At 74.9% G+C, this 17,421-nt stretch carries 19 protein-coding genes; 12 read left to right on the top strand and 7 right to left on the bottom strand.

The features are described 5' to 3' along the window. Positions 1–21: 21 nt before the first annotated feature. Both J4709_RS05525 and J4709_RS05520 read left to right on the top strand, forming a co-directional pair. Positions 22–321 carry a 4a-hydroxytetrahydrobiopterin dehydratase gene (locus J4709_RS05525; protein WP_208237611.1) on the top strand — a complete coding sequence of 100 codons (300 nt, stop codon included), beginning with the start codon at positions 22–24 and terminating at the stop codon, positions 319–321. A gap of 3 nt (positions 322–324) precedes the next feature. Further along, positions 325–798, top strand: coding sequence for a TIGR00725 family protein (locus J4709_RS05520; RefSeq protein ID WP_208237609.1), 474 nt, complete (start codon positions 325–327; stop codon positions 796–798). Positions 799–828: 30 nt separating this feature from the next. Here the strand turns inward: J4709_RS05520 and J4709_RS05515 are convergent, their stop codons facing one another. Continuing rightward, positions 829–1,614, bottom strand: a complete 786-nt coding sequence (locus J4709_RS05515; RefSeq protein ID WP_208237606.1) for an SDR family NAD(P)-dependent oxidoreductase — start codon at positions 1,612–1,614, stop codon at positions 829–831. Between the two features lie 39 nt (positions 1,615–1,653). After that, positions 1,654–2,685 (bottom strand): alpha/beta hydrolase, encoded by a 1,032-nt coding sequence (locus J4709_RS05510; RefSeq protein ID WP_208237604.1) that lies wholly within the window; start codon positions 2,683–2,685, stop codon positions 1,654–1,656. 64 nt (positions 2,686–2,749) lie between these two features. Here J4709_RS05510 and J4709_RS05505 point away from each other — a divergent pair, with 64 nt between their 5' ends. Beyond that, entirely contained in the window at positions 2,750–3,274 is a 525-nt protein-coding gene (locus J4709_RS05505) for a MarR family winged helix-turn-helix transcriptional regulator (protein ID WP_208237602.1), read from the top strand. Positions 3,275–3,314: 40 nt separating this feature from the next. Here J4709_RS05505 and J4709_RS05500 read toward each other — a convergent pair whose 3' ends face one another. Further along, positions 3,315–4,151, bottom strand: a complete 837-nt coding sequence (locus J4709_RS05500) for a tyrosine-protein phosphatase (protein ID WP_208237599.1) — start codon at positions 4,149–4,151, stop codon at positions 3,315–3,317. A 149-nt stretch (positions 4,152–4,300) separates the two neighbouring features. Between J4709_RS05500 and J4709_RS05495 the strand changes: the two genes are divergently transcribed. Continuing rightward, positions 4,301–4,771: a PPOX class F420-dependent oxidoreductase gene (locus tag J4709_RS05495; protein ID WP_208237597.1), complete on the top strand. Its 471-nt coding sequence runs from the start codon at positions 4,301–4,303 to the stop codon at positions 4,769–4,771. 129 nt (positions 4,772–4,900) lie between these two features. Further along, positions 4,901–6,643, top strand: a complete 1,743-nt coding sequence (locus tag J4709_RS05490) for an outer membrane protein assembly factor BamB family protein (protein WP_208237595.1) — start codon at positions 4,901–4,903, stop codon at positions 6,641–6,643. Between the two features lie 39 nt (positions 6,644–6,682). Here the strand turns inward: J4709_RS05490 and J4709_RS05485 are convergent, their stop codons facing one another. Then, positions 6,683–8,998 carry an ATP-binding cassette domain-containing protein gene (locus tag J4709_RS05485; RefSeq protein WP_208237593.1) on the bottom strand — a complete coding sequence of 772 codons (2,316 nt, stop codon included), beginning with the start codon at positions 8,996–8,998 and terminating at the stop codon, positions 6,683–6,685. A gap of 62 nt (positions 8,999–9,060) precedes the next feature. On the opposite strand from J4709_RS05485, the gene J4709_RS05480 reads away from it, so the two are divergent. Next, complete coding sequence (locus J4709_RS05480) at positions 9,061–10,083, top strand: helix-turn-helix transcriptional regulator (RefSeq protein WP_208237591.1); 1,023 nt, start codon at positions 9,061–9,063, stop codon at positions 10,081–10,083. Here the strand turns inward: J4709_RS05480 and J4709_RS05475 are convergent. Continuing rightward, positions 10,019–10,486: a MarR family winged helix-turn-helix transcriptional regulator gene (locus J4709_RS05475; protein ID WP_307800993.1), complete on the bottom strand. Its 468-nt coding sequence runs from the start codon at positions 10,484–10,486 to the stop codon at positions 10,019–10,021. The genes J4709_RS05480 and J4709_RS05475 overlap by 65 nt on opposite strands. Before the next feature lie 99 nt (positions 10,487–10,585). Between J4709_RS05475 and J4709_RS05470 the strand changes: the two genes are divergently transcribed. The 3 genes from J4709_RS05470 to J4709_RS05460 all read left to right on the top strand — a co-directional run bounded on the left by J4709_RS05470 (position 10,586) and on the right by J4709_RS05460 (position 12,534). After that, positions 10,586–10,891, top strand: a complete 306-nt coding sequence (locus tag J4709_RS05470; protein WP_208237586.1) for an antibiotic biosynthesis monooxygenase family protein — start codon at positions 10,586–10,588, stop codon at positions 10,889–10,891. Next, positions 10,888–12,096, top strand: coding sequence for a serine hydrolase domain-containing protein (locus J4709_RS05465; protein WP_208237584.1), 1,209 nt, complete (start codon positions 10,888–10,890; stop codon positions 12,094–12,096). Before J4709_RS05470 ends, J4709_RS05465 begins: the two co-directional genes overlap by 4 nt. A 66-nt stretch (positions 12,097–12,162) precedes the next feature. Next, positions 12,163–12,534 carry a VOC family protein gene (locus tag J4709_RS05460; protein ID WP_208237582.1) on the top strand — a complete coding sequence of 124 codons (372 nt, stop codon included), beginning with the start codon at positions 12,163–12,165 and terminating at the stop codon, positions 12,532–12,534. 35 nt (positions 12,535–12,569) lie between these two features. Here the strand turns inward: J4709_RS05460 and J4709_RS05455 are convergent, their stop codons facing one another. Continuing rightward, complete coding sequence (locus tag J4709_RS05455) at positions 12,570–13,916, bottom strand: cytochrome P450 (RefSeq protein ID WP_307800992.1); 1,347 nt, start codon at positions 13,914–13,916, stop codon at positions 12,570–12,572. A gap of 108 nt (positions 13,917–14,024) precedes the next feature. Here J4709_RS05455 and J4709_RS52915 point away from each other — a divergent pair, with 108 nt between their 5' ends. Continuing rightward, on the top strand, positions 14,025–14,477 hold the full coding sequence (locus J4709_RS52915) for a cupin domain-containing protein (protein WP_307800991.1): 453 nt from the start codon (positions 14,025–14,027) through the stop codon (positions 14,475–14,477). A 5-nt stretch (positions 14,478–14,482) separates the two neighbouring features. Next, positions 14,483–15,262, top strand: a complete 780-nt coding sequence (locus J4709_RS05445) for an IclR family transcriptional regulator (protein ID WP_208237578.1) — start codon at positions 14,483–14,485, stop codon at positions 15,260–15,262. On the opposite strand, the gene J4709_RS05440 is transcribed toward J4709_RS05445, so the two are convergent. Next, a complete protein-coding gene (locus tag J4709_RS05440; protein WP_208237576.1) occupies positions 15,234–16,178 on the bottom strand; it encodes a LysR family transcriptional regulator in 945 nt (314 codons plus the stop codon). The two genes, J4709_RS05445 and J4709_RS05440, sit on opposite strands and share 29 nt — an antisense overlap. 84 nt (positions 16,179–16,262) lie before the next feature. Between J4709_RS05440 and J4709_RS05435 the strand changes: the two genes are divergently transcribed. Continuing rightward, positions 16,263–17,315 (top strand): aminotransferase class V-fold PLP-dependent enzyme, encoded by a 1,053-nt coding sequence (locus J4709_RS05435; protein WP_208237574.1) that lies wholly within the window; start codon positions 16,263–16,265, stop codon positions 17,313–17,315. The last annotated feature ends 106 nt before the right edge of the window (positions 17,316–17,421 follow it).

The raw sequence follows: 17,421 nt of genomic DNA, 5'->3' as shown, positions 1-17,421 counted from the left end.
GACGACAGGGAGTGACCACCGATGGCCGACACGCTCGACGACACCGCCGTCGCCGACCGCCTGCGCGCCCTGCCCGACTGGAGCAGGGACGGCGACGAGATCCGCCGCGAGGTGAAGGCGCCGTCGTTCCTGGAGGGGATCGCGGTGGTGGACGAGGTCGCCCGCGCCGCCGAGGACGCCGACCACCACCCCGACATCGACATCCGCTGGCGGACGCTGACGTTCGCGCTGTCCACGCACAGCGCCGGCGGCCTGACCGGCAAGGACTTCGACCTCGCCGCGGTGATCGACCGGATCGCCGGCGCGCACGGCGCCCGGTAGGCCGTGGCCGTCCAGGTGGCGGTGTGCGGCCCCGCCGAGTGCACCGAACGCGACTGGGACCGCGCCCACGAGACCGGCCGGCTGCTGGCCGGCCGCGGCGCCGTCGTGATCTGCGGCGGGCACGGCGGCGTCATGGCCGCCGCCGCGGCCGGCGCCCGCTCGGCCGGCGGGACCGTGGTCGGGGTGCTGCCCGCCGCCGACCGGTCCGCCGCCGGCCCCGACCTGACGGTGGTGCTGCCGACCGGCCTCGGCCAGGCCCGCAACAACGTGATCGTCAACGCCGCCGACGCCGTCATCGTCGTCGGCGGGTCCTGGGGGACGCTGTCGGAGCTGGCCTTGGCGATGCGCGCCGGGCGGGTCCCGGTCGTGCAGCTCGGCGGCTGGCTCGTCCACGACGAGGACGGCCGGCCCGTCGCCGGGATCGCGCACGCCACCGGCCCCGCCGACGCCGTCCGCGCCACCGGCCTGTGGGACTGACCCGCCCCCGGGGCGCCCGGGGCGGGCGGGTCAGTGGACGGAGAAGCCGCCGTCGACGAACAGCGCCTGCCCGGTGACGTAGGCCGCCGACGGCGAGGCCAGGAACACCGCCGCGCCCGCGAAGTCCTCGGCGACGCCGTTGCGGCCGGTCATCGTCCGCGCCGCGAGCGCCTTCACCCGCTCCGGATCGTCCTGCAGCCGCGCGTTCAGCGGCGTCAGCACGAAACCCGGGACCAGCGTGTTGGCGGTGACACCCCGCGCCGACCACGCCTCCGCCTGCGAGCGGGCCAGCGCCACCAGCCCCGCCTTGGACACCCCGTAGGCGCCGCTGGTGACGAACGCGCGGAACGCCTGCTGCGAGGCGATGTGGATGAGCCGCCCGTACCCGCGCTCGGCCATCCCCGGCCCGAACCGCTGCCCGAGCAGGAACGGGGCGTCCAGGTTCACCGCCATCGTGGCGTCCCACACGTCCTGGCCCAGCTCGTCCATCGGCGGACGCAGGTTGATCCCCGCCGCGTTGACCACCACGTCGGGCTCCCCGAACGGCTCCACCGCGCTCGCCGCCGCGGCCGCGACGCCGTCGCGCGACGACAGGTCCGCGCTGACCGACGCCGCCCGGCACCCGTGCGACTCCAGCTCCTTCACCGTGTCGGCGAGCTCGCGCTCGCGGCGGGCGACGACCACGACCGCCGCGCCCGCCCGCGCCAGCGCCACCGCGATGGCCCGCCCGATCCCGGAGCTGCCGCCGGTCACCACCGCCGTCCTGCCCTCCAGCGAGAACAGCCCGGACACGTACGACGCCGTTTGATCGATCATGTACGGAAGCCTACGGGGCGCCCGGATCTGGCGGCGCGCTCAGGGCGTGAGGCGGCGGGCCAGCCAGGCGAGAGCCTCGGGATGGCGGTACTCGATCGCCACGTGGCCCGCGTCGAACAGCTCGAACCGCACGATGTCCTCCGGGACGCCCGCCCGCCGCACCTCCTCGCGGAAGGCCGTGGCGCCGAGGTCGAGGAACCATTCGTCGCTGGTCCCCGCATCGATCCAGATCGCGCGCATCGACCGCAGCGCCTCGGCGTGCGCGGGAGCCATCCGCACGGGGTCCCAGCGCAGCCACCGCTCCCACACCTCGGGCCGCAGCGCCCCCGTGACCGGGTCGAACGGCAGCACCGGCGTGCCGTCGGCGCCGGGCGAGAAGCACGCCGACACCGCGAGGATCTCCAGCAGCCGCAGATCCTCCTGCTTGGTGAACGCGACGCGGGAGCGGAAGTCGTCCCACCAGGCGAACACGTCGCCGCCGTAGGCGCGCAGGTCGCGGACGGCCCGCAGGAAGTGCGGGATGTACTGGGCCTCCGACAGCGCGTCGCCCGAGTGCGTGGCGAACGCGCCGAACAGGTCGGGGCGCAGCATCGAGGTGACCATCGCGCCGAGCCCTCCGCTGGACTTGCCCGCGATCGCCCGGTGGTCGCGGTCGGGGAGCGTCCGGTAGTGGGCGTCGACCCACGGGACGACCTCCTCGCACAGGTAGGAGTGGTAGCGGCCGGTCCCGGCGGAGTCGACGTACTGGCTGCCGCCGTAGCTCGTCCAGGCGTCCACGAACACCAGGATCATCGGCGGCGCCTCGCCGCGGGCGAACAGCGCGTCGGTGGCGACCGGCACCGACGTCCGGAACGCGCCGGGTTGGTTGCTCCAGGCCGGGAGGGTGCCGGTGAACCCGAGCAGCATGTAGACGGACGGGTAGCGGCGCCCGGGTTCGTCGTCGTAGCCGGGCGGGGTGTACACCCACACCGGCCTGTGGTGCGGGTCTCCGAGGGGGTTGCCGCGCAGCAGGCGGCTGTCGATGGTGCGTTCGTCGATCCGGCCGGCGAAGCCGGGGGGCCACAGGGGCATGAGGGAGTCCTCACTCTCAGTTACTACGAAAACATACTATCCGAGAAGATAGTATCTTCGCGGTGTGGAGGACTCGATCGACCGGCACATCGCCCACTGGTCCGGGGAACTGGCGGACCTCGACCCCGACGTCGAGGGCGCGATCACCCGCATGCAGACCCTGGTCGCGCTCCTGCGGCGCCGCCGCGAGGACGCGCTCAAGGCACGCCGCCTCAAAGGCTGGGAGTACGACATCCTGTGGCGGCTCCGCTCCGCCGGGCCGCCCTACCAGGCCACGCCCACCTGGCTCGCCCAGGCGCTGGGCACCCACCCCGCCACCCTCACCAGCAGGCTCGACCGGCTGCAGGAGTCGGGGCACCTCACCCGCGCGCACGACCCGTCCGACCGGCGGCGCCTCCTGGTCGCGCTCACCGATCAGGGCCACGCCGCATGGGAGGGCGCCATCGGCGACCAGGCCGCCGCCGAACACGAGCTGCTCGCGCCGCTGACCGGCACCGAACGCGCGCATCTCGCCGGCCTGCTCCGCAAGGTCGTCACCGCCGCCGAGACCGACGGGCCGCCCCTGATGCCCCCGGTCGAACGGCCCTGACCCGCCGGCGCCGGAGGCCTCCGGCGCCGGCGGGCCGCGGTCAGGACGTCAGCAGCCGGGACCGCAGCGCCGCGATCGTCGCGTCACTGAGCCCCAGGCCCTTGTGGACGTAGTTGTCGAAGCCCCCGTACACCTGGTCCACCTCGTGGAACGCCTCGTCCAGCCACGACGACTCCACCGCGTCCGACCGGCCGAGATAGGTGTTGCTGGCCAGGTAGTCCTGGTACACCGTCGCCTTCGGGACGCCGAGGAGCGTCAGCAGCACCGCCGCGCCCCACCCCGTCCGGTCCTTGCCGGCGGTGCAGTGGAACACCGTCGCGCGCGGGTTGGCGGCGATCGAGGTGAGCAGGTCCCGGTAGGCGCGGCTCGCGCCGCCGAAGTCCGCCATGAACGGGTAGGCGATGGACTGCCCGAGGTTGGACGACCCCGTGATCAGCCCCATCAGGAACCCGTACAGCAGGCTCCCCAGCGCCGGGTTCGCGAACGAGATCCCGTGCGTCAGGTCCTCCACGTCGGCGACCTTGTAGGCGATCCCGGCGGGCAGCCTGTCGGGGTCGTCGGAGCGCTCCTTGGCGTTGCGCAGGTCCGCGTCCAGGGTGATCCCGAGGCCCAGCAGCGTCTGCTGGTCGGCGGCCGACAGGTTCGCCAGCGAGTTGGACCGGTAGACGACGCCGCCGCGGACGTGGTGCCCGTCGGCGGTCGCGTAGCCGCCGAGGTCGCGGAAGTTGGCGGCCGTCGCCAGCCGCGGCGCCGCGGCCGTGAGCGGGGACGCGGCGGGCGCCCGCAGCGGGGCGTCGGCGAGGGCGGGCGGCGCGGTCAGCGCGCCGGCCAGCAGCGCGGTGCCGAGCAGGACTGCGGACGTGCGGTGGGGGCGCATGGCGAACCTCTTCGGGCGGGGGAGAGGAGGACGCCCGTCATCATGCAGGCCCACCGGGCGGCGATGAACTGGTGAGCCCTCAAAACTTCCCGGCGATCATTGTGCGGGGCGACAACGGCCGGCCCCGGGACCGTCCCTAAGGTGGGGACATGGCTCCTTCCATCGCCACCGCCGACCGCGTCGAACGCTCCGAACTGCTGGAATTCCTGCGGCCACGCCACCGCGCGCTGATCGCCACCGCCCGCTCCGACGGCCGCCCGCAGATGTCGCCGGTGACCTGCGGCGTCGACCCCGGCGGGCGCATCGTGGTGTCCACCTACCCCGAGCGCGTCAAGGCCCGCAACGCCCGCCGCGACCCGCGGGTGTCGCTGTGCGTGCTGTCCGACGACTGGAACGGCCCCTACGTGCAGGTCGACGGGACCGCCGAGGTCATCGACATGCCCGACGCCGCCGACGCCCTCGTCGACTACTACCGCTGCATCGCCGGCGAGCACCCCGACTGGGACGAGTACCGCGAGGCGATGCGCCGCCAGGACAAGTCCCTCATCCGCGTCACCATCGACCGCTGGGGCCCCATCGCGACCGGCGGCTTCCCCGCCCGCCTCGCCCCCACCGACTGACGCGCCGGCCGAAGCGCACCCGGCCACCTTCGGACCATCGTCCTGACGGACTTGACGGCCGATGTCGGGGCGATCCTGTATAAGTGGATCACCCCGCGTCGAACCCCCCGAGCGTCCGGAAACGGTGGCATGCCCGAACCCGCGGTCCGCCCAGCCCAGCCGCCCACGTCGCAACCCCCGCAGCGCGGGCCGCTGAACCGGGTCCGCGACCGGCGATGGACGAGCCGCCGCCTCCCCGAACCGGTGCGGCGGCTGCCCGCCGCGGACCGTCCGGCGGTAGCGCGCGCCCTCCGCAAATGCGTCCCGCCCGCCGACCCGTCCCTGGACGAGCCGGCCCTCGCGCTGAGCGCGTACACGCGCGGCCAGATCCGCCGGTACGGCTGGATCTACCTGTTTCCGCCGGTGGGGCTGCTCATCCTGAGCGCGGCCATGCTCATCGCGTCGCACGAGGAACGGCGCCTCGGCACCACGATCGTGTGGATCGGTGTCGCCATCGTCACCCCGGCGTCGGCGGTGCGGCGGCTCGTTCGCCTGGAGCGGCTCGAGGCAGCGATCCGCGCCCGAGACGAGAACGCGACGACCGGCCCGGGCCACCGGCGCCGGATGCGCGCACCGTCGGCCGCGACCGCGACGATCGTCGCCGGGATCCTGGTGATCGCGTCCGGCCTCTGGCTGCAATGGGACGCGCACCGCGACCGGCCGGACTGGACGATCGACGGCCCGCACGGAGCCTTCCCCGCCCCGATCGCCGCACAAGCCCCGCTGCACCCGCAGAAGGTGGTGGCGACCTACCCCTTCGACGTCCTGACCTACCGCGGCGTCGCGATCGAGGCGACCCCGAAGTCCGCCTCGGTGACGGCGCACCGCATCCGCCCCGCCGGCACCTACTGGCGGTTCACCCGCCGCGACCACCGGCTCGTCGACGCCGACCTCGATCCCGCCACCGGACGGCTCCTGCTGGTCTGGGCGCACCTGGACCCCGACACGCGCACCATCGAGGCGCCGCTGCAGGCCATGGTGATCGACGTGCGGACGGGCAAGGTCCGCTGGAACCGCACCGTCCCCAGCAGTTCGGACTCGCTGGAAGGGGCCGCCGTCATCGGGCGATCGGCGGTTATCCCCGCCGAGGCGTTCACCGTGTTGGACCCCGCGACGGGACGCCCGCGCTGGCGGCTGCGCGACCGGTGCGGGCAGGCACCGGCGGGCACCGCCGGCGGCACCCTGCTCGTCGGGCGGATGTGCCCGGACAGCGGGCTCCTCGTCGAAGGCCACGACTCCGCCACCGGCCGCCGCCTGTGGAGCAAGAGCTTCGCGAGCTGGTGGCCCGGCAGGAGCCTCGCCCGCGAGCTCCCCGTCAGCGTCGACGCCCTCAGCCGGAACAGGATCGTGGTCTGGACGCTGGAACGCGAGGCCGTCTACGACGCCACGACCGGCGCGCGGATCGGCGAGCACCGCCAGCTCGTCCACGGCGACGGCAAGGTCTTCGACGCCGAAGCCGGCTACGCACCGTGCTCGATCCGCGTTTCCGGCGGCCACCGCAAGGGGATCTGCGCCACCGACCCCGTCTCCGGCCGCCGCCTGTGGAGCTTCCCCTTCCCCGGCGCCGACGAGACGACGCAGCTCAGGTCGCCCGTTGCCGTCGCCGATGGACGCGTCTACACGCTGAGCAGCGACCACGGCGGGGAGATCGCCGACCACGTCGACGTCAACGACGCCCGGACCGGGGCACTGCTGGCCCGGGTCTCCCCGCCCCTGCCCGAGCGCGGCCGCCTGTACGGCGTCCAAGCGGTGGACGGCGGTGCGTTGGTCCTCACCGCCGACCTCCTGCCCACCCCGTCGCCGAACAGGACGGTGCTGCTCGGCGACGGGTGACCGCCGCCCGCGGCGCGGACCGTGGACGGCCGCGGCGCGTCAGCTCGCGACCGCGCGTCCGGGGGGCGCGCCGAGGGAGCGGCGCAGGAATTCGGCGGTGACCGAGCCCTCCGCGTTCACGAGCCCGGCGGGGGTGCCCTCGAACATCACCCGGCCGCCGGCGCGCCCGCCGCCCGGCCCGAGGTCGATCACCCAGTCGGCGTGCTTGACCACCGCCAGGTCGTGCTCGACGACGATGACGGTGTTGCCGGCGTCCACGAGCCGGTCCAGCAGCGCCAGCAGCGCCGCGACGTCGTCGGTGTGCAGGCCGGCCGTCGGCTCGTCCAGCACGTACAGCTGGCCGGTGCGGTGCAGTCGCGCCGCCAGCTTCACCCGCTGCCGCTCCCCGCCCGACAGCGACGACAGCGGCCGGCCGGGCGCCATGTGGCCGAGGCCGACGTCGACGAGGGCGCGCAGCCGCCCGGCGATCGCCCGCTCGGCCGCGTCGTCACCGGTGAAGAACGCGACCGCCTGCTCGGCGGGGGTCTCCAGCACGTCGGCGATGGACCGGCCGCGCAGCGTGAGGGCCAGCACCTCGGGACGGTAGCGGCGGCCGCCGCACGCCTCGCACCGCACCGTGACCGGGTCCATGAACGCCAGGTCGGTGCGGATCACGCCGGCGCCGTCGCACCCGGGGCAGGCGCCCGCGGAGTTGTGGCTGAACAGCGCGGCGTCGACGCCGTTCGCGCGGGCGAACAGGCGGCGCAGCGGGTCCATCGCGCCGAGGAACGTGGCGGGGCTGGAACGCCGCGACGCGGTGATCGCCGACTGGTCCACCACGATGGCGTGCTCGTGGCGGGCGGCGAACTCCTCCATCACCAGGCTGCTCTTGCCCGATCCGGCGACGCCCGTCACGGCCGTCAGCACCCCGGCCGGGAACCGCACCGTGACGTCGGCGAGGTTGCGGGCGTTCGCGCCGGTCACCGCCAGCCACCCCGACGGTTCCCGGACCGCCGCCTTGACGGGCGTGACGCGGCGCAGCGCCCGGCCCGTCGCGGTGCCGGCGTCGCGGAGCGCGGCGACGGTCCCGGCGAACACGACCTCGCCGCCGCGCGCGCCCGCGCCCGGCCCCATGTCGACGACGTGGTCGGCGGCGCTCACGATCGCCGGGTCGTGCTCCACCACCAGCACGGTGTTGCCCTTGTCGCGCAGCCGCCGCAGCAGCGCGACCAGCCGGTCCACGTCGCTGGGGTGCAGTCCGGCGCTCGGCTCGTCGAACACGTACGTCATCCCGGTCAGGCTCGACCCGAGGTGCCGGACGACCTTCAGCCGCTGCGCCTCCCCGCCCGACAGCGTGCGGGTCTCCCGGTCCAGGGAGAGGTAGCCGAGGCCGATCTCCTCCAGCCGCCGCAGCCGCGCCGCCGCCGCGCCGGCGACCGACGCCGCGACCGGCCCGGCGACCGGCCCGGTGATCTCCTCCAGCACCGCGGCCAGGTCGCCGACCTCCATCGCGCACAGCTCCGGGAGGGACCGCCCGGCGATCGTCGACGCGCGCGCCGCCGCGTTCAGCCGGGACCCGCCGCACTCGGGGCAGTCCTGCTCGCGGACGACCCGCCGCGCCGCCTCCCGCACATTCCCCTTCAGGCTGTCGAGGTCCCGCTTGACGTAGAGGCGGTCGAACCGCTCGACGAGGCCCTCGTAGGCGTTGGTGCCGACCGACCCCGTCCGGTTGAGCCGCTTCACCCGGAACCCCTTGCCGTGCAGCAGCAGGTCCCACTCCTCGGCGGTGAAGTCGCGCAGCGGCTTGTCCGGGTCGAACAGGCCCGACTCGGCGTACAGCTGCCACACGAACGTGCCGACGCCGAACGGCGGGAAGTTCACCGCGCCCTCGTTCAGGGTCTTGCCCGTGTCGAGGAAGCGGTCCAGGTCGACGCGGGTGACGCGGCCGAGTCCCTCGCACTCGGGGCACATGCCGCGCGGGTCGTTGAAGGAGTAGGCGGACGCCTCGCCCGCGCTCGGGGCGCCGTGGCGGGAGAACAGGACCCGCAGCACCGGGTTGATCTCCGACGCGGTCCCGACCGTGGAGCGCGCCCCGCCGCCGATGGGCCGCTGGTCGACGACCACGGCCGGGGCGAGGTTCTCGATCGCGTCGGCGTCGGGCCGCTCGTGCTTGGGCATCCGGTCGCGGGCGAACCAGCCGAACGTCTCGGCGAGCTGCCGCCGCGCCTCCACCGCGACCGTCCCGAACGCCAGCGACGACTTGCCCGACCCCGACACCCCGGTGACCACGACGAGGCGGCCCTTGGGGATGCGCAGCGAGACGTCCTTGAGGTTGTTCTCCCGTGCCCTGGTGATGATGATGTCGTCGGCGTGCATGCCGGCCACGCTACGAAGCAAAGAGGTCGGGAACGGTCCTCATTGGCGGGCATACTGGCGGCATGTCCTCGGCGCGGCTGCTGCACCTGCTGTCCCTCCTGCAGACCCGGCGCGAGTGGACGGGCCCGGAGCTGAGCGAGCGGCTCGGCGTCACCGTCCGCACCGTCCGCCGCGACGTCGAGCGGCTGCGCGACCTCGGCTACCCCGTGCACGCCACGCTCGGCAAGGTCGGCGGGTACCGGCTGGAGGCGGGCACCGCGCTGCCGCCGCTGCTGCTGGACGACGAGGAGGCCGTCGCGATCGCCGTCGGGCTGCGCGGCGCCGCCGGTGGAGCGGTCGAGGGCATCGGCGAGGCGTCGGTGCGGGCGCTGGCCAAGCTGGAGCAGATCCTGCCGGCCCGGCTGCGCCGCCGCGTCAACGCCCTGCACACCGCCACGACCCCGCTGACCGGGCCGCCCGCCGGGCCCGCCGTGGACCCCGAGACCCTCACCGTGCTGGCCGCCGCGAGCCGCGACCGCGAACGGGTCCGGTTCGCCTACCGCGACACCGGCGGCGCCGAGACGTCCCGGCTCGCCGACCCGCACGGCCTGGTGACGGCCGGGCGCCGCTGGTACCTGGTCGCCTTCGACACCGGACGCGACGACTGGCGGACGTTCCGCGTCGACCGCGTCGCCCGCCCGCACCCGACCGGCGTGCGCTGCCCGCCCCGCGACCTGCCCGCCGCCGACGCCGCCGCGTTCGTCACCCGGTCCCTGGCCCGCTCCCGGCCGGTGCGGAGCGCGGTGCTGACCGTGCACGCCTCCGCCGAGGAGCTGATCGACCGGTTCCGCGTCACCGGCGCCGAGGTCGAACCGGTCGACGAGCGCACCTGCGTGCTGCGCACCGCGCCCGACTCGCTGGAGTACACCGCGCTGCGCATCGCCTACCTCGACCTGGACTTCGAGGTGGTCGAGCCGCCGGAGCTGGCCGAGCGGCTCGCCGCCGTCGGCGCCCGCCTCACCCGCGCCGCCGGCCCGGGCCTCACCCGGCGGCGTCCTTGCGGCGGGCGCGCTGACGCTCGACGATCTCCCGGTACATCCGCTTGAACGCGGCATAGGCGTCTTCGCCGACGGCCTCGGCGTGCCCGCGCTCGATCGCCTCCAGGATCGCGTCGGAACGGGTCATCTGGTCCAGCCCCCGCGCGGTCGGCACGACGAGCTTGGCGCGCCGGTCGCTCGGGTCGGGGCGCCGCTCGACGTACCCGAGCTCCTCCAGCTCGTCCAGGACCTTCCCGACGACCTGCTTGTGCTGCCCGGAACGGCGCGCCAGCTCGGTCGCGCGGCTGCCCTCGGGGTCCAGGTAGGCGAGCACCGCGCCGTGCTGCGGGCGCAGGTCCGGGTGCCCCTGCCCGGCGAGGGTCGCGAACAGCTCGCCCTGCACCGCGAACATCAGCCGCGCGGTGAGCACGCCGATGTCGGGATCGACCGCCTTGCGCTCGCTGCGCCGCACGTCCCGCCTCCTTGGTCCACTGAGGTGATAATCACCTCTGTTGACTATCTGTGGTGGTGACCATATCGTCTCCGCCATAACGAGATCAAGGAGGCCGAGATGGCTGCGACCGTGGAACTGGCCCGTTTCAAGGTGGACCCCGGCAAGGTCGAGGCGATGCTGGCGGCCCGTCCGGCGATGCTGGCGGACTTCCGTGCCGACCGCGAGGGATTCCTGGACGCGCGCCTGATCCGGCTGCCCGGCGGCGAATGGCTGGACATGGTGGAGTGGCGCTCGCCCGAGGACTTCGCCGCGTCCCGGGCCAAGGGCGCCAATCTGCCCGGCATCGCCGCGTTCTTCGCCACCCTCGGCGAATTCGTCGGCGACGAGCAGGGCACCCTGGCCACGCCCGGGAGCACCCGATGACCGGCCCGGCCGCGACGCCGACGGGCACCGTTGATGGCACCGTTGATGGCACGGTCCACGGTACGGTCGCCGGCGGCTTCGAGGACGTCCGCGCCGCCTTCGAGGCCGCCGCCGCGGCGGAGCCGGGCCTGGACGCCCAGCTCGCCGCCTACGCCGGCGGCCGCCGCGTCGTCGACCTGTGGACCGGGGACGGCGTCGACGGCGGCTCGCTGCTGTCGCTGTACTCCTCCGCCAAGGGCGCTGCGCACCTGGTCGTAGCGCTGCTCGTCCAGGACGGCGTGCTCGACCTGGACCGCCGCGTCGCCGAGTACTGGCCCGAGTTCGCCGCCGAGGGCAAGGACGGGCTGACGCTGCGGGACCTGCTCGCGCACCGCGCCGGGCTGATCGGCGTCGACGGCGGATTCCGCACCGACGAACTCGCCGACGACCGGCTCCTGGCGCAGCGGCTGGCGGGGCAGCGACCCCACTGGCGCCCCGGCACCGCCTACGGCTACCACGCGTTCGTCATCGGCGCGCTCACCGGCGAGGTCGTCCGCCGCGCCACCGGCCGCTCGATCCAGGAGCTGTACCGCGAACGGATCCGCGACCCCTACGACCTGGACTTCCACCTCGGCCTGCCCGAAGACCTCGAGGCCCGCTACGTGCCCGTCCAGCCGGTCCTGCTCCCGCCCGGCGCGCGCGACGAGCCGCCCGCGCCCGGCACCCTCACCGGCATCGCGTTCAACCTCAACGCCGACCCGCCGACCGACCTGGTCGCCTTCGGCCGCACCCGCGCGGTCCGCGCCCTCGGCCCGGCCTCCTCGGGCGGAGTCGGCAACGCCCGCGGCCTGGCGAAGATGTACGCCGCCGCGATCGGCGAGACGGACGGGCGGCCCCCGCTGCTGGCACCCGCGACGCTCGCGGAGTTCACCGCGCCGCACTCGCCGGGCACCGACCTGGTCACCGGGGAACGCGACCACTTCCTGCTCGGCTTCGAGGCGCAGGGCGTCCGCTACCCGTTCCTCGACCCCGACGCGTTCGGGCACAGCGGCGCCGTCGGCGCCCAATCGTTCGCCGATCCCCGCAGCGGCGTCGCCTACGCCTACACCCGCCGCCGCTTCTCCTACGGCGGCGGTGGCGGCGCCCCCGAGAACCGCGCCCTGGCCGCCGCCGTGGTCCGCGCGGCGGCGTCGCGGCCAGCCGGACGATCTTCTTCAGGTACCTGACAGAAGGTGTCAGTCTCTCCTGGAAGACTGTGATGCATCGACCTTGAACGACCAGGGAGCACATACATGTCCGGTATCGCCGAATTCATCGCCATCAACATCGACTGCCCGGAACCGCCGAAGCTCGCGGCGTTCTACGCGGCGCTCACCGGCGGCGAGGTCACCTTCGACACCCCGGAGGCGGCGGCCGTCGCCCTGCCCGGCGGGCAGAACGTCTACTTCCAGGGCGTCCCCGACCACAAGGCGCCGACGTGGCCGACCGGGGAGCGGCCCCAGCAGTACCACCTCGACTTCTACGTCGACGACCTCGACAAGGCCGAGGCGCTCGTCGCCGAACTGGGCGGCGGCAAGCCCGACTTCCAGCCGGGCGGCGACCGCTGGCGGGTCCTCACCGACCCCGCCGGGCACCCGTTCTGCGCCTGCCTGCGCAGCCAGTAGGGCCGGGCGGCGCGGCGGCCGGCGGCCCGGCGCGTTCAGGCCGGCAGGACGCGCACGGGCAGCCCGCCGCGCGGCCGCATCGCGGTGACGCTGGTCGGCGTCACCGCGGGCGACACCAGCCGCAGCCGGGGGCCGCGCAGCAGGCAGGCGAGCATCGTCTTGATCTCCACGGTCGCCAGCGTCGAGCCGATGCAGCGGTGCGGCCCGCCGCCGAACGGCAGGAACGTCGAAGGCGTCGTCGGGCGGTGCAGGTCCGAGCCCGGGATCCAGCGCTCGGGCCGGAACCGCCCCGCCTGCGGCCACACCTCCGGCATCCGGTGCGTGACGTAGGGGGAGTACAGCACCATCGCGCCCGCCGGGATCCGGTGCCCGGCGTAGGCGAAGTCCTCGACGGGGACGCGGGCGCTCAGCACCGCCGGCGGGAACAGCCGCAGCGTCTCCTGCACCACCCCGTCCAGGTAGGTGAGCTTCGGCAGGTCGGCGGCCTCCGGCGGGCGGCCGCCGAGCACCTCGGCGACCTCCCGGCGGGCCCGCTCGGCCACGTCCGGATGCACCAGCAGCGCGTACACCGCCCACGCCATCGCCGCGCTGGTGGTGTCGTACCCGGCCGAGATCAGGCTGATGACCTGGTCCTGCAGCTCCTGGCGGGTCAGGCCCGAGCCGTCCTCGTCGCGGGCCGCCATCAGCATGCCGAGCACGTCGTCGTGCTCGCCGCCCTCGCGGCGCCGCCGCTCGATCTCCTCGTCCACCCGCCGGGCGACCGCCGCGCGGGAGGCGGTGACGCGCCGCCAGTACGGGTTGGGCAGGGCCCGCAGCATCATCTGCGCCACGAAGTTGCGGTCGATGCCCGCCAGCGCGACCTGCAGGCCGCGGCCGATCACCTCGGCGTCGGCGGCGAGCTCGTCGCCGAACAGCACCTCCACGGTGCTGCGGCGGATGACGCCCCGCAGCTCGGCGTAGGCGTCCAGGGTGCGGCCGGGCGCCCAGGACGCCAGCGCCGCATCGGTGTTGGCGGCGATCCGGTCGACGTACCCGTCGACGCGGCGGTGATGGAACGCCGGCTGGACGAGCCGGCGCCGCCGCCGGTGGTCGGCGCCGTCGCTGACGATCAGCGCGGTCTCCCCGTTCACCGGCACCAGCAGGTCGAACGCCTCCCGCCAGCGGAACAGCCCGGAGTTGGCGAACACGAACGCGTTGGCGTCCGGGCCGAACAGGTGCACGAACGGCTTGCGGCGCGTCCCGACCGCCACGACCGGGCCGTGCTCGGCGTACAGCCGCAGCAGGCTCGCGCACGGGTTCATCGCGAACCCGACGCCGTGCCGGGCGGTCACCTTCGGGGAGGGGGTCATCATCGTGGACGGGCTCAACGTCGCGGATCCCACGCGCCCACTATCGCACGCCCCCGATCGCCCGTGCCGCCGATCGCCCGTGCCGCACGGCCGGGCGCCCCCGGTCATCGCGGCGGCCGGCCCGGTGCGAGGATGGGACGCGTGACGGACGAGACCGAAACGCGGGGAACGGCGGCCTGGCACGGGAGGATCGAGCACGTCCGGGGGACGGAGCTGCGCTCCGACACCGCCCAGACGTCCGGGATGCGGCGGTTCGAGGCGATCTCCGGCACGACCGTGGGGTCGGAGCGGCTGTGGATGGGCCGCACCCACGTCCCGCCGGCGACGAGCTCGGGCGACCACCACCACGGCGAGGCCGAGACGGCGATCTACGTGGTGTCGGGGCATCCGGTGTTCGTGTTCGCCGAGGGGGACCGGGAGGTCCGGGTGGAGACCGGGCCCGGCGACTACGTGTTCGTCCCGCCCTACGTCCCGCACCGCGAGGAGAACCCGTCCGGCGACGAGGAGGCGGTCGTGGTGATCGCCCGCAGCACGCAGGAGGGCATCGTGGTCAACCTGCCGAGCCTGTGGGCGCCGCGGCCGCAGGACGGGTGAGCGCGGTGCCCGAACGACCCCCGGAACCGGGCGGCCACCGGCCGAAGCCGGGCACCCAGACCGTGGACCGGTCGGTCGCGGTGCTGCGCACCTTCGAGGACGCCGACCGGCAGACCCCCACCGAGATCGCGCACCGCCTCGGCCTGTCGGTGAGCACCGCGCACCGCATCGTGCACGCGCTGCACGCCACCGGCATGCTCGGCCGCGACGCGCAGACCGAGCGGTACTTCCTCGGCCCGACCGCCGCGATCCTCGGCCGGCTGGCGCTGGAGCGGATGGGCACCACGCTGCTGCAGCCGGAGCTGACCGCGCTGCGCGACGGGACAGGTGAGGCCGTCAGCCTCGGCGTCCGCGCAGGCGACGAGGTCGCGGTGCTGCTGCACCTGCCCTCCACGCACCCGCTGCGCTACGACCAGCCGCCCGGCGACCGCAACCCCATCCACACCTGCGCGATGGGCAAGACGCTGCTGGCGTTCGAGGACGACCAGGTCGCGATGGACGAGCCGTACCGGCGGTTCACCCCGTCCACGCTCACCACCCGCGCCGAGCTGGAGGCCGAGCTGGCGCGGATCCGCGAGCGCGGCTACTCCGTCAACGACGAGGAGCGGCTCGCCGGCGTCCGCGCGGTGGCGGCGCCGGTCCGCGACGGCGCGGGCCGCACGTTCGCGGCGGTCGCGCTGCAGGGCCCGTCGGTGCGGTTCGGCGACGACCGGATGCCGGAGCTGACCGAGGCGGTGCTGAAGGCGGCGACGCGCCTCACCGACCTGCACCGCCACCTGTCCTGACCGCGTCGCCCACCGCGGCGGACGGCGTGCCGGACGGCGCCGCGGCGGCGAGTTCGTCCAGCAGCGCGGCGACCGCGGGCGGGCGCGGCCCCGCCGGGACCAGCGCGGCGATGCGGCGCTTGCCGAGGTCGGGCGCCGGCGGGACGGTCACGCCCGGTTCGGAGTGCAGCCCGAGCGCCAGGCCCGGCAGCGCGGTGACCGCCAGGCCGTGCGCGACGAGCCGCTGGACGGCGACGTGGTCGTCGGTGGCGAACGCGATCCGCGGCACGAACCCGGCGCGCCCGCACGCCCACGTCAGGTGCTCGCGGCAGCGCGCGCAGCCCGACGCCCACGTCTCGTCCGCCAGGTCGGCCAGCCGGACCGGGCCCGCCGCCAGCGGGTGCGCGGCGGGCAGCACGATCCGGATCGGGTCGTGGCACAGCACCAGCTCGCGGAACCGGGCGTCGGCGCCCGGCGGCAGGTGCTCGTGGTCGAACACCACCGCCACGTCGGCCTCGCCGGCGCGCAGCGCGGCGAGCGCCCGCGGCGGCTCGGTGTCCATCAGGGTGACGGTGACGCCGGGCGCGCGGGCGCGCAACCCCGCGAGGGCGGGAGGCAGCAGCGCGGCCGCGGCGGTCGGGAACACCGCGATCCGCACCCGCCCGGCGCGCAGCCCGGCGATCGCGGCGATCTGCTCCTCGGCGTCGTCCATCCGGGCCAGGACGTCCTCGACGTGCTCGACGAGGATCCGGCCGGCCTCGGTGAGCCGGACGCCGCGCCCGTGCCGCACCACCAGCGGCGTGCCGACCTCGGCCTCCAGCCGCGCGATGTGGTGCGACACCGCCGGCTGGGTGTAGGCGAGGGACCGCGCGGCCGCCGTCATCGAGCCGAGCCGGGCGACCTCCCGCAGGATCCGTCCGCGATGCAGGTCCAGCATCCTGGCAAGATATCAACGAGACTTATGGGTCATCCAGAGAACCGTACTTTGTCCTATGGGCTGTCGGTGTACGACCATCGGGGCATGACCCTTTCCATCCACGACGCGCAGCGCGAGTTCACCGCGGGCGTCACCTTCCTCAACACCGCCACCTACGGCCTGCCGCCGCGCGCCGCGCACGAGGCGATGCTGGCCTCCGAGCGGGACCGCGCCGCCGGGCTGCTCGCGCCGGCCGACCTCGACGAGGCCGTCGCCCGGTCCCGCGAGGCGTTCGCGCGGCTGCTCGGCCTGCCCGCGAACCGGGTCGCCGTCGGCTCGCAGGCGTCCTACTTCACCGGCCTCGTCGCGGCGTCGCTGCCCGCCGGCACCCGCGTCCTGGTCGCCGAGGGCGACTTCACCTCGCTGCTGTTCCCGTTCCTCGCCCGCCCCGACCTGAACGTCCGGGAGGTGCCGCTGGAACGGATCGCCGAGGAGACCGGTCCCGGCGTCGACGTGGTCGCGGTGTCGGCGGTGCAGTCGGCCGACGGGCGCATCGCCCCCATGGACGACCTCATCGCCGCCGCCCGCGCGCACGGCGCCCGGATCCTGCTGGACGCCACCCAGGCCGCCGGATGGCTGCCGCTGCCCGCCGCCGACGTCGACTGGCTGGTGTGCGCGGGCTACAAGTGGCTGCTCGGCCCGCGCGGCACCTGCTTCCTCGCCGGCACCGAGGAGGCGCTCGCCGCGCTGCCGCCGGTCGGCGCGGGCTGGTACGCCGGCGCCGACGTCTGGGACTCCATCTACGGGGCGCCGCTGCGGCTGGCGACCGACGCGCGCCGCCTGGACCTGTCGCCGGCGTGGCAGTGCTGGGCCGGGCACGCCCCCGCCCTGGAGCTGATCGAGCGGGTCGGCGCCGCCGCGATCCACGACCACGACGTCGCGCTCGCGCGCCGCTTCCAGATCGCGCTCGGCCTGGAGCCCGGCGACTCGGCGATCGTGTCGGTGCCCGTCACCGACGGCACCGCCGAACTGCTGCGCGCGAACGACGTGGCCGCCTCGGTGCGGGCCGGGCGGCTGCGCTGCGCGTTCCACCTGTCCACCACCGAGGCCGACACCGACAAGGCCGCCGGGCTGCTCGCCTCCCGCGTCGCCGCCTGACCCGGGCCCGTCCGCGGCCCGGAGGACCGCAGATCTTACAAGTCTCGAACAAGGAGCCTTGAAGAGCGCCGTCACGCCGGATCCGGCCGCCGCCGCGGCCTACCGT

It is taken from the genome of Actinomadura violacea, assembly GCF_017573465.1.
GTDB classification, from domain to species: domain Bacteria; phylum Actinomycetota; class Actinomycetes; order Streptosporangiales; family Streptosporangiaceae; genus Spirillospora; species Spirillospora violacea.
This window is presented reverse-complemented; position numbering and strand designations above follow the sequence as displayed.

Excerpts from the sequence above, each read along its gene's own strand:
- J4709_RS05480 (WP_208237591.1), top strand. The coding sequence starts at position 9,061 with ATGTCCTCGGCGCGGCTGCTGCACCTGCTGTCCCTCCTGCAGACCCGG.
- J4709_RS05515 (WP_208237606.1), bottom strand. The coding sequence starts at position 1,614 with ATGATCGATCAAACGGCGTCGTACGTGTCCGGGCTGTTCTCGCTGGAG.
- J4709_RS05525 (WP_208237611.1), top strand. The coding sequence starts at position 22 with ATGGCCGACACGCTCGACGACACCGCCGTCGCCGACCGCCTGCGCGCC.
- J4709_RS05465 (WP_208237584.1), top strand. The coding sequence starts at position 10,888 with ATGACCGGCCCGGCCGCGACGCCGACGGGCACCGTTGATGGCACCGTT.
- J4709_RS05485 (WP_208237593.1), bottom strand. The coding sequence starts at position 8,998 with ATGCACGCCGACGACATCATCATCACCAGGGCACGGGAGAACAACCTC.
- J4709_RS05440 (WP_208237576.1), bottom strand. The coding sequence starts at position 16,178 with ATGCTGGACCTGCATCGCGGACGGATCCTGCGGGAGGTCGCCCGGCTC.
- J4709_RS05510 (WP_208237604.1), bottom strand. The coding sequence starts at position 2,685 with ATGCCCCTGTGGCCCCCCGGCTTCGCCGGCCGGATCGACGAACGCACC.
- J4709_RS05490 (WP_208237595.1), top strand. The coding sequence starts at position 4,901 with ATGCCCGAACCCGCGGTCCGCCCAGCCCAGCCGCCCACGTCGCAACCC.
- J4709_RS05495 (WP_208237597.1), top strand. The coding sequence starts at position 4,301 with ATGGCTCCTTCCATCGCCACCGCCGACCGCGTCGAACGCTCCGAACTG.
- J4709_RS05460 (WP_208237582.1), top strand. The coding sequence starts at position 12,163 with ATGTCCGGTATCGCCGAATTCATCGCCATCAACATCGACTGCCCGGAA.
- J4709_RS05470 (WP_208237586.1), top strand. The coding sequence starts at position 10,586 with ATGGCTGCGACCGTGGAACTGGCCCGTTTCAAGGTGGACCCCGGCAAG.
- J4709_RS05500 (WP_208237599.1), bottom strand. The coding sequence starts at position 4,151 with ATGCGCCCCCACCGCACGTCCGCAGTCCTGCTCGGCACCGCGCTGCTG.
- J4709_RS05435 (WP_208237574.1), top strand. The coding sequence starts at position 16,263 with ATGACCCTTTCCATCCACGACGCGCAGCGCGAGTTCACCGCGGGCGTC.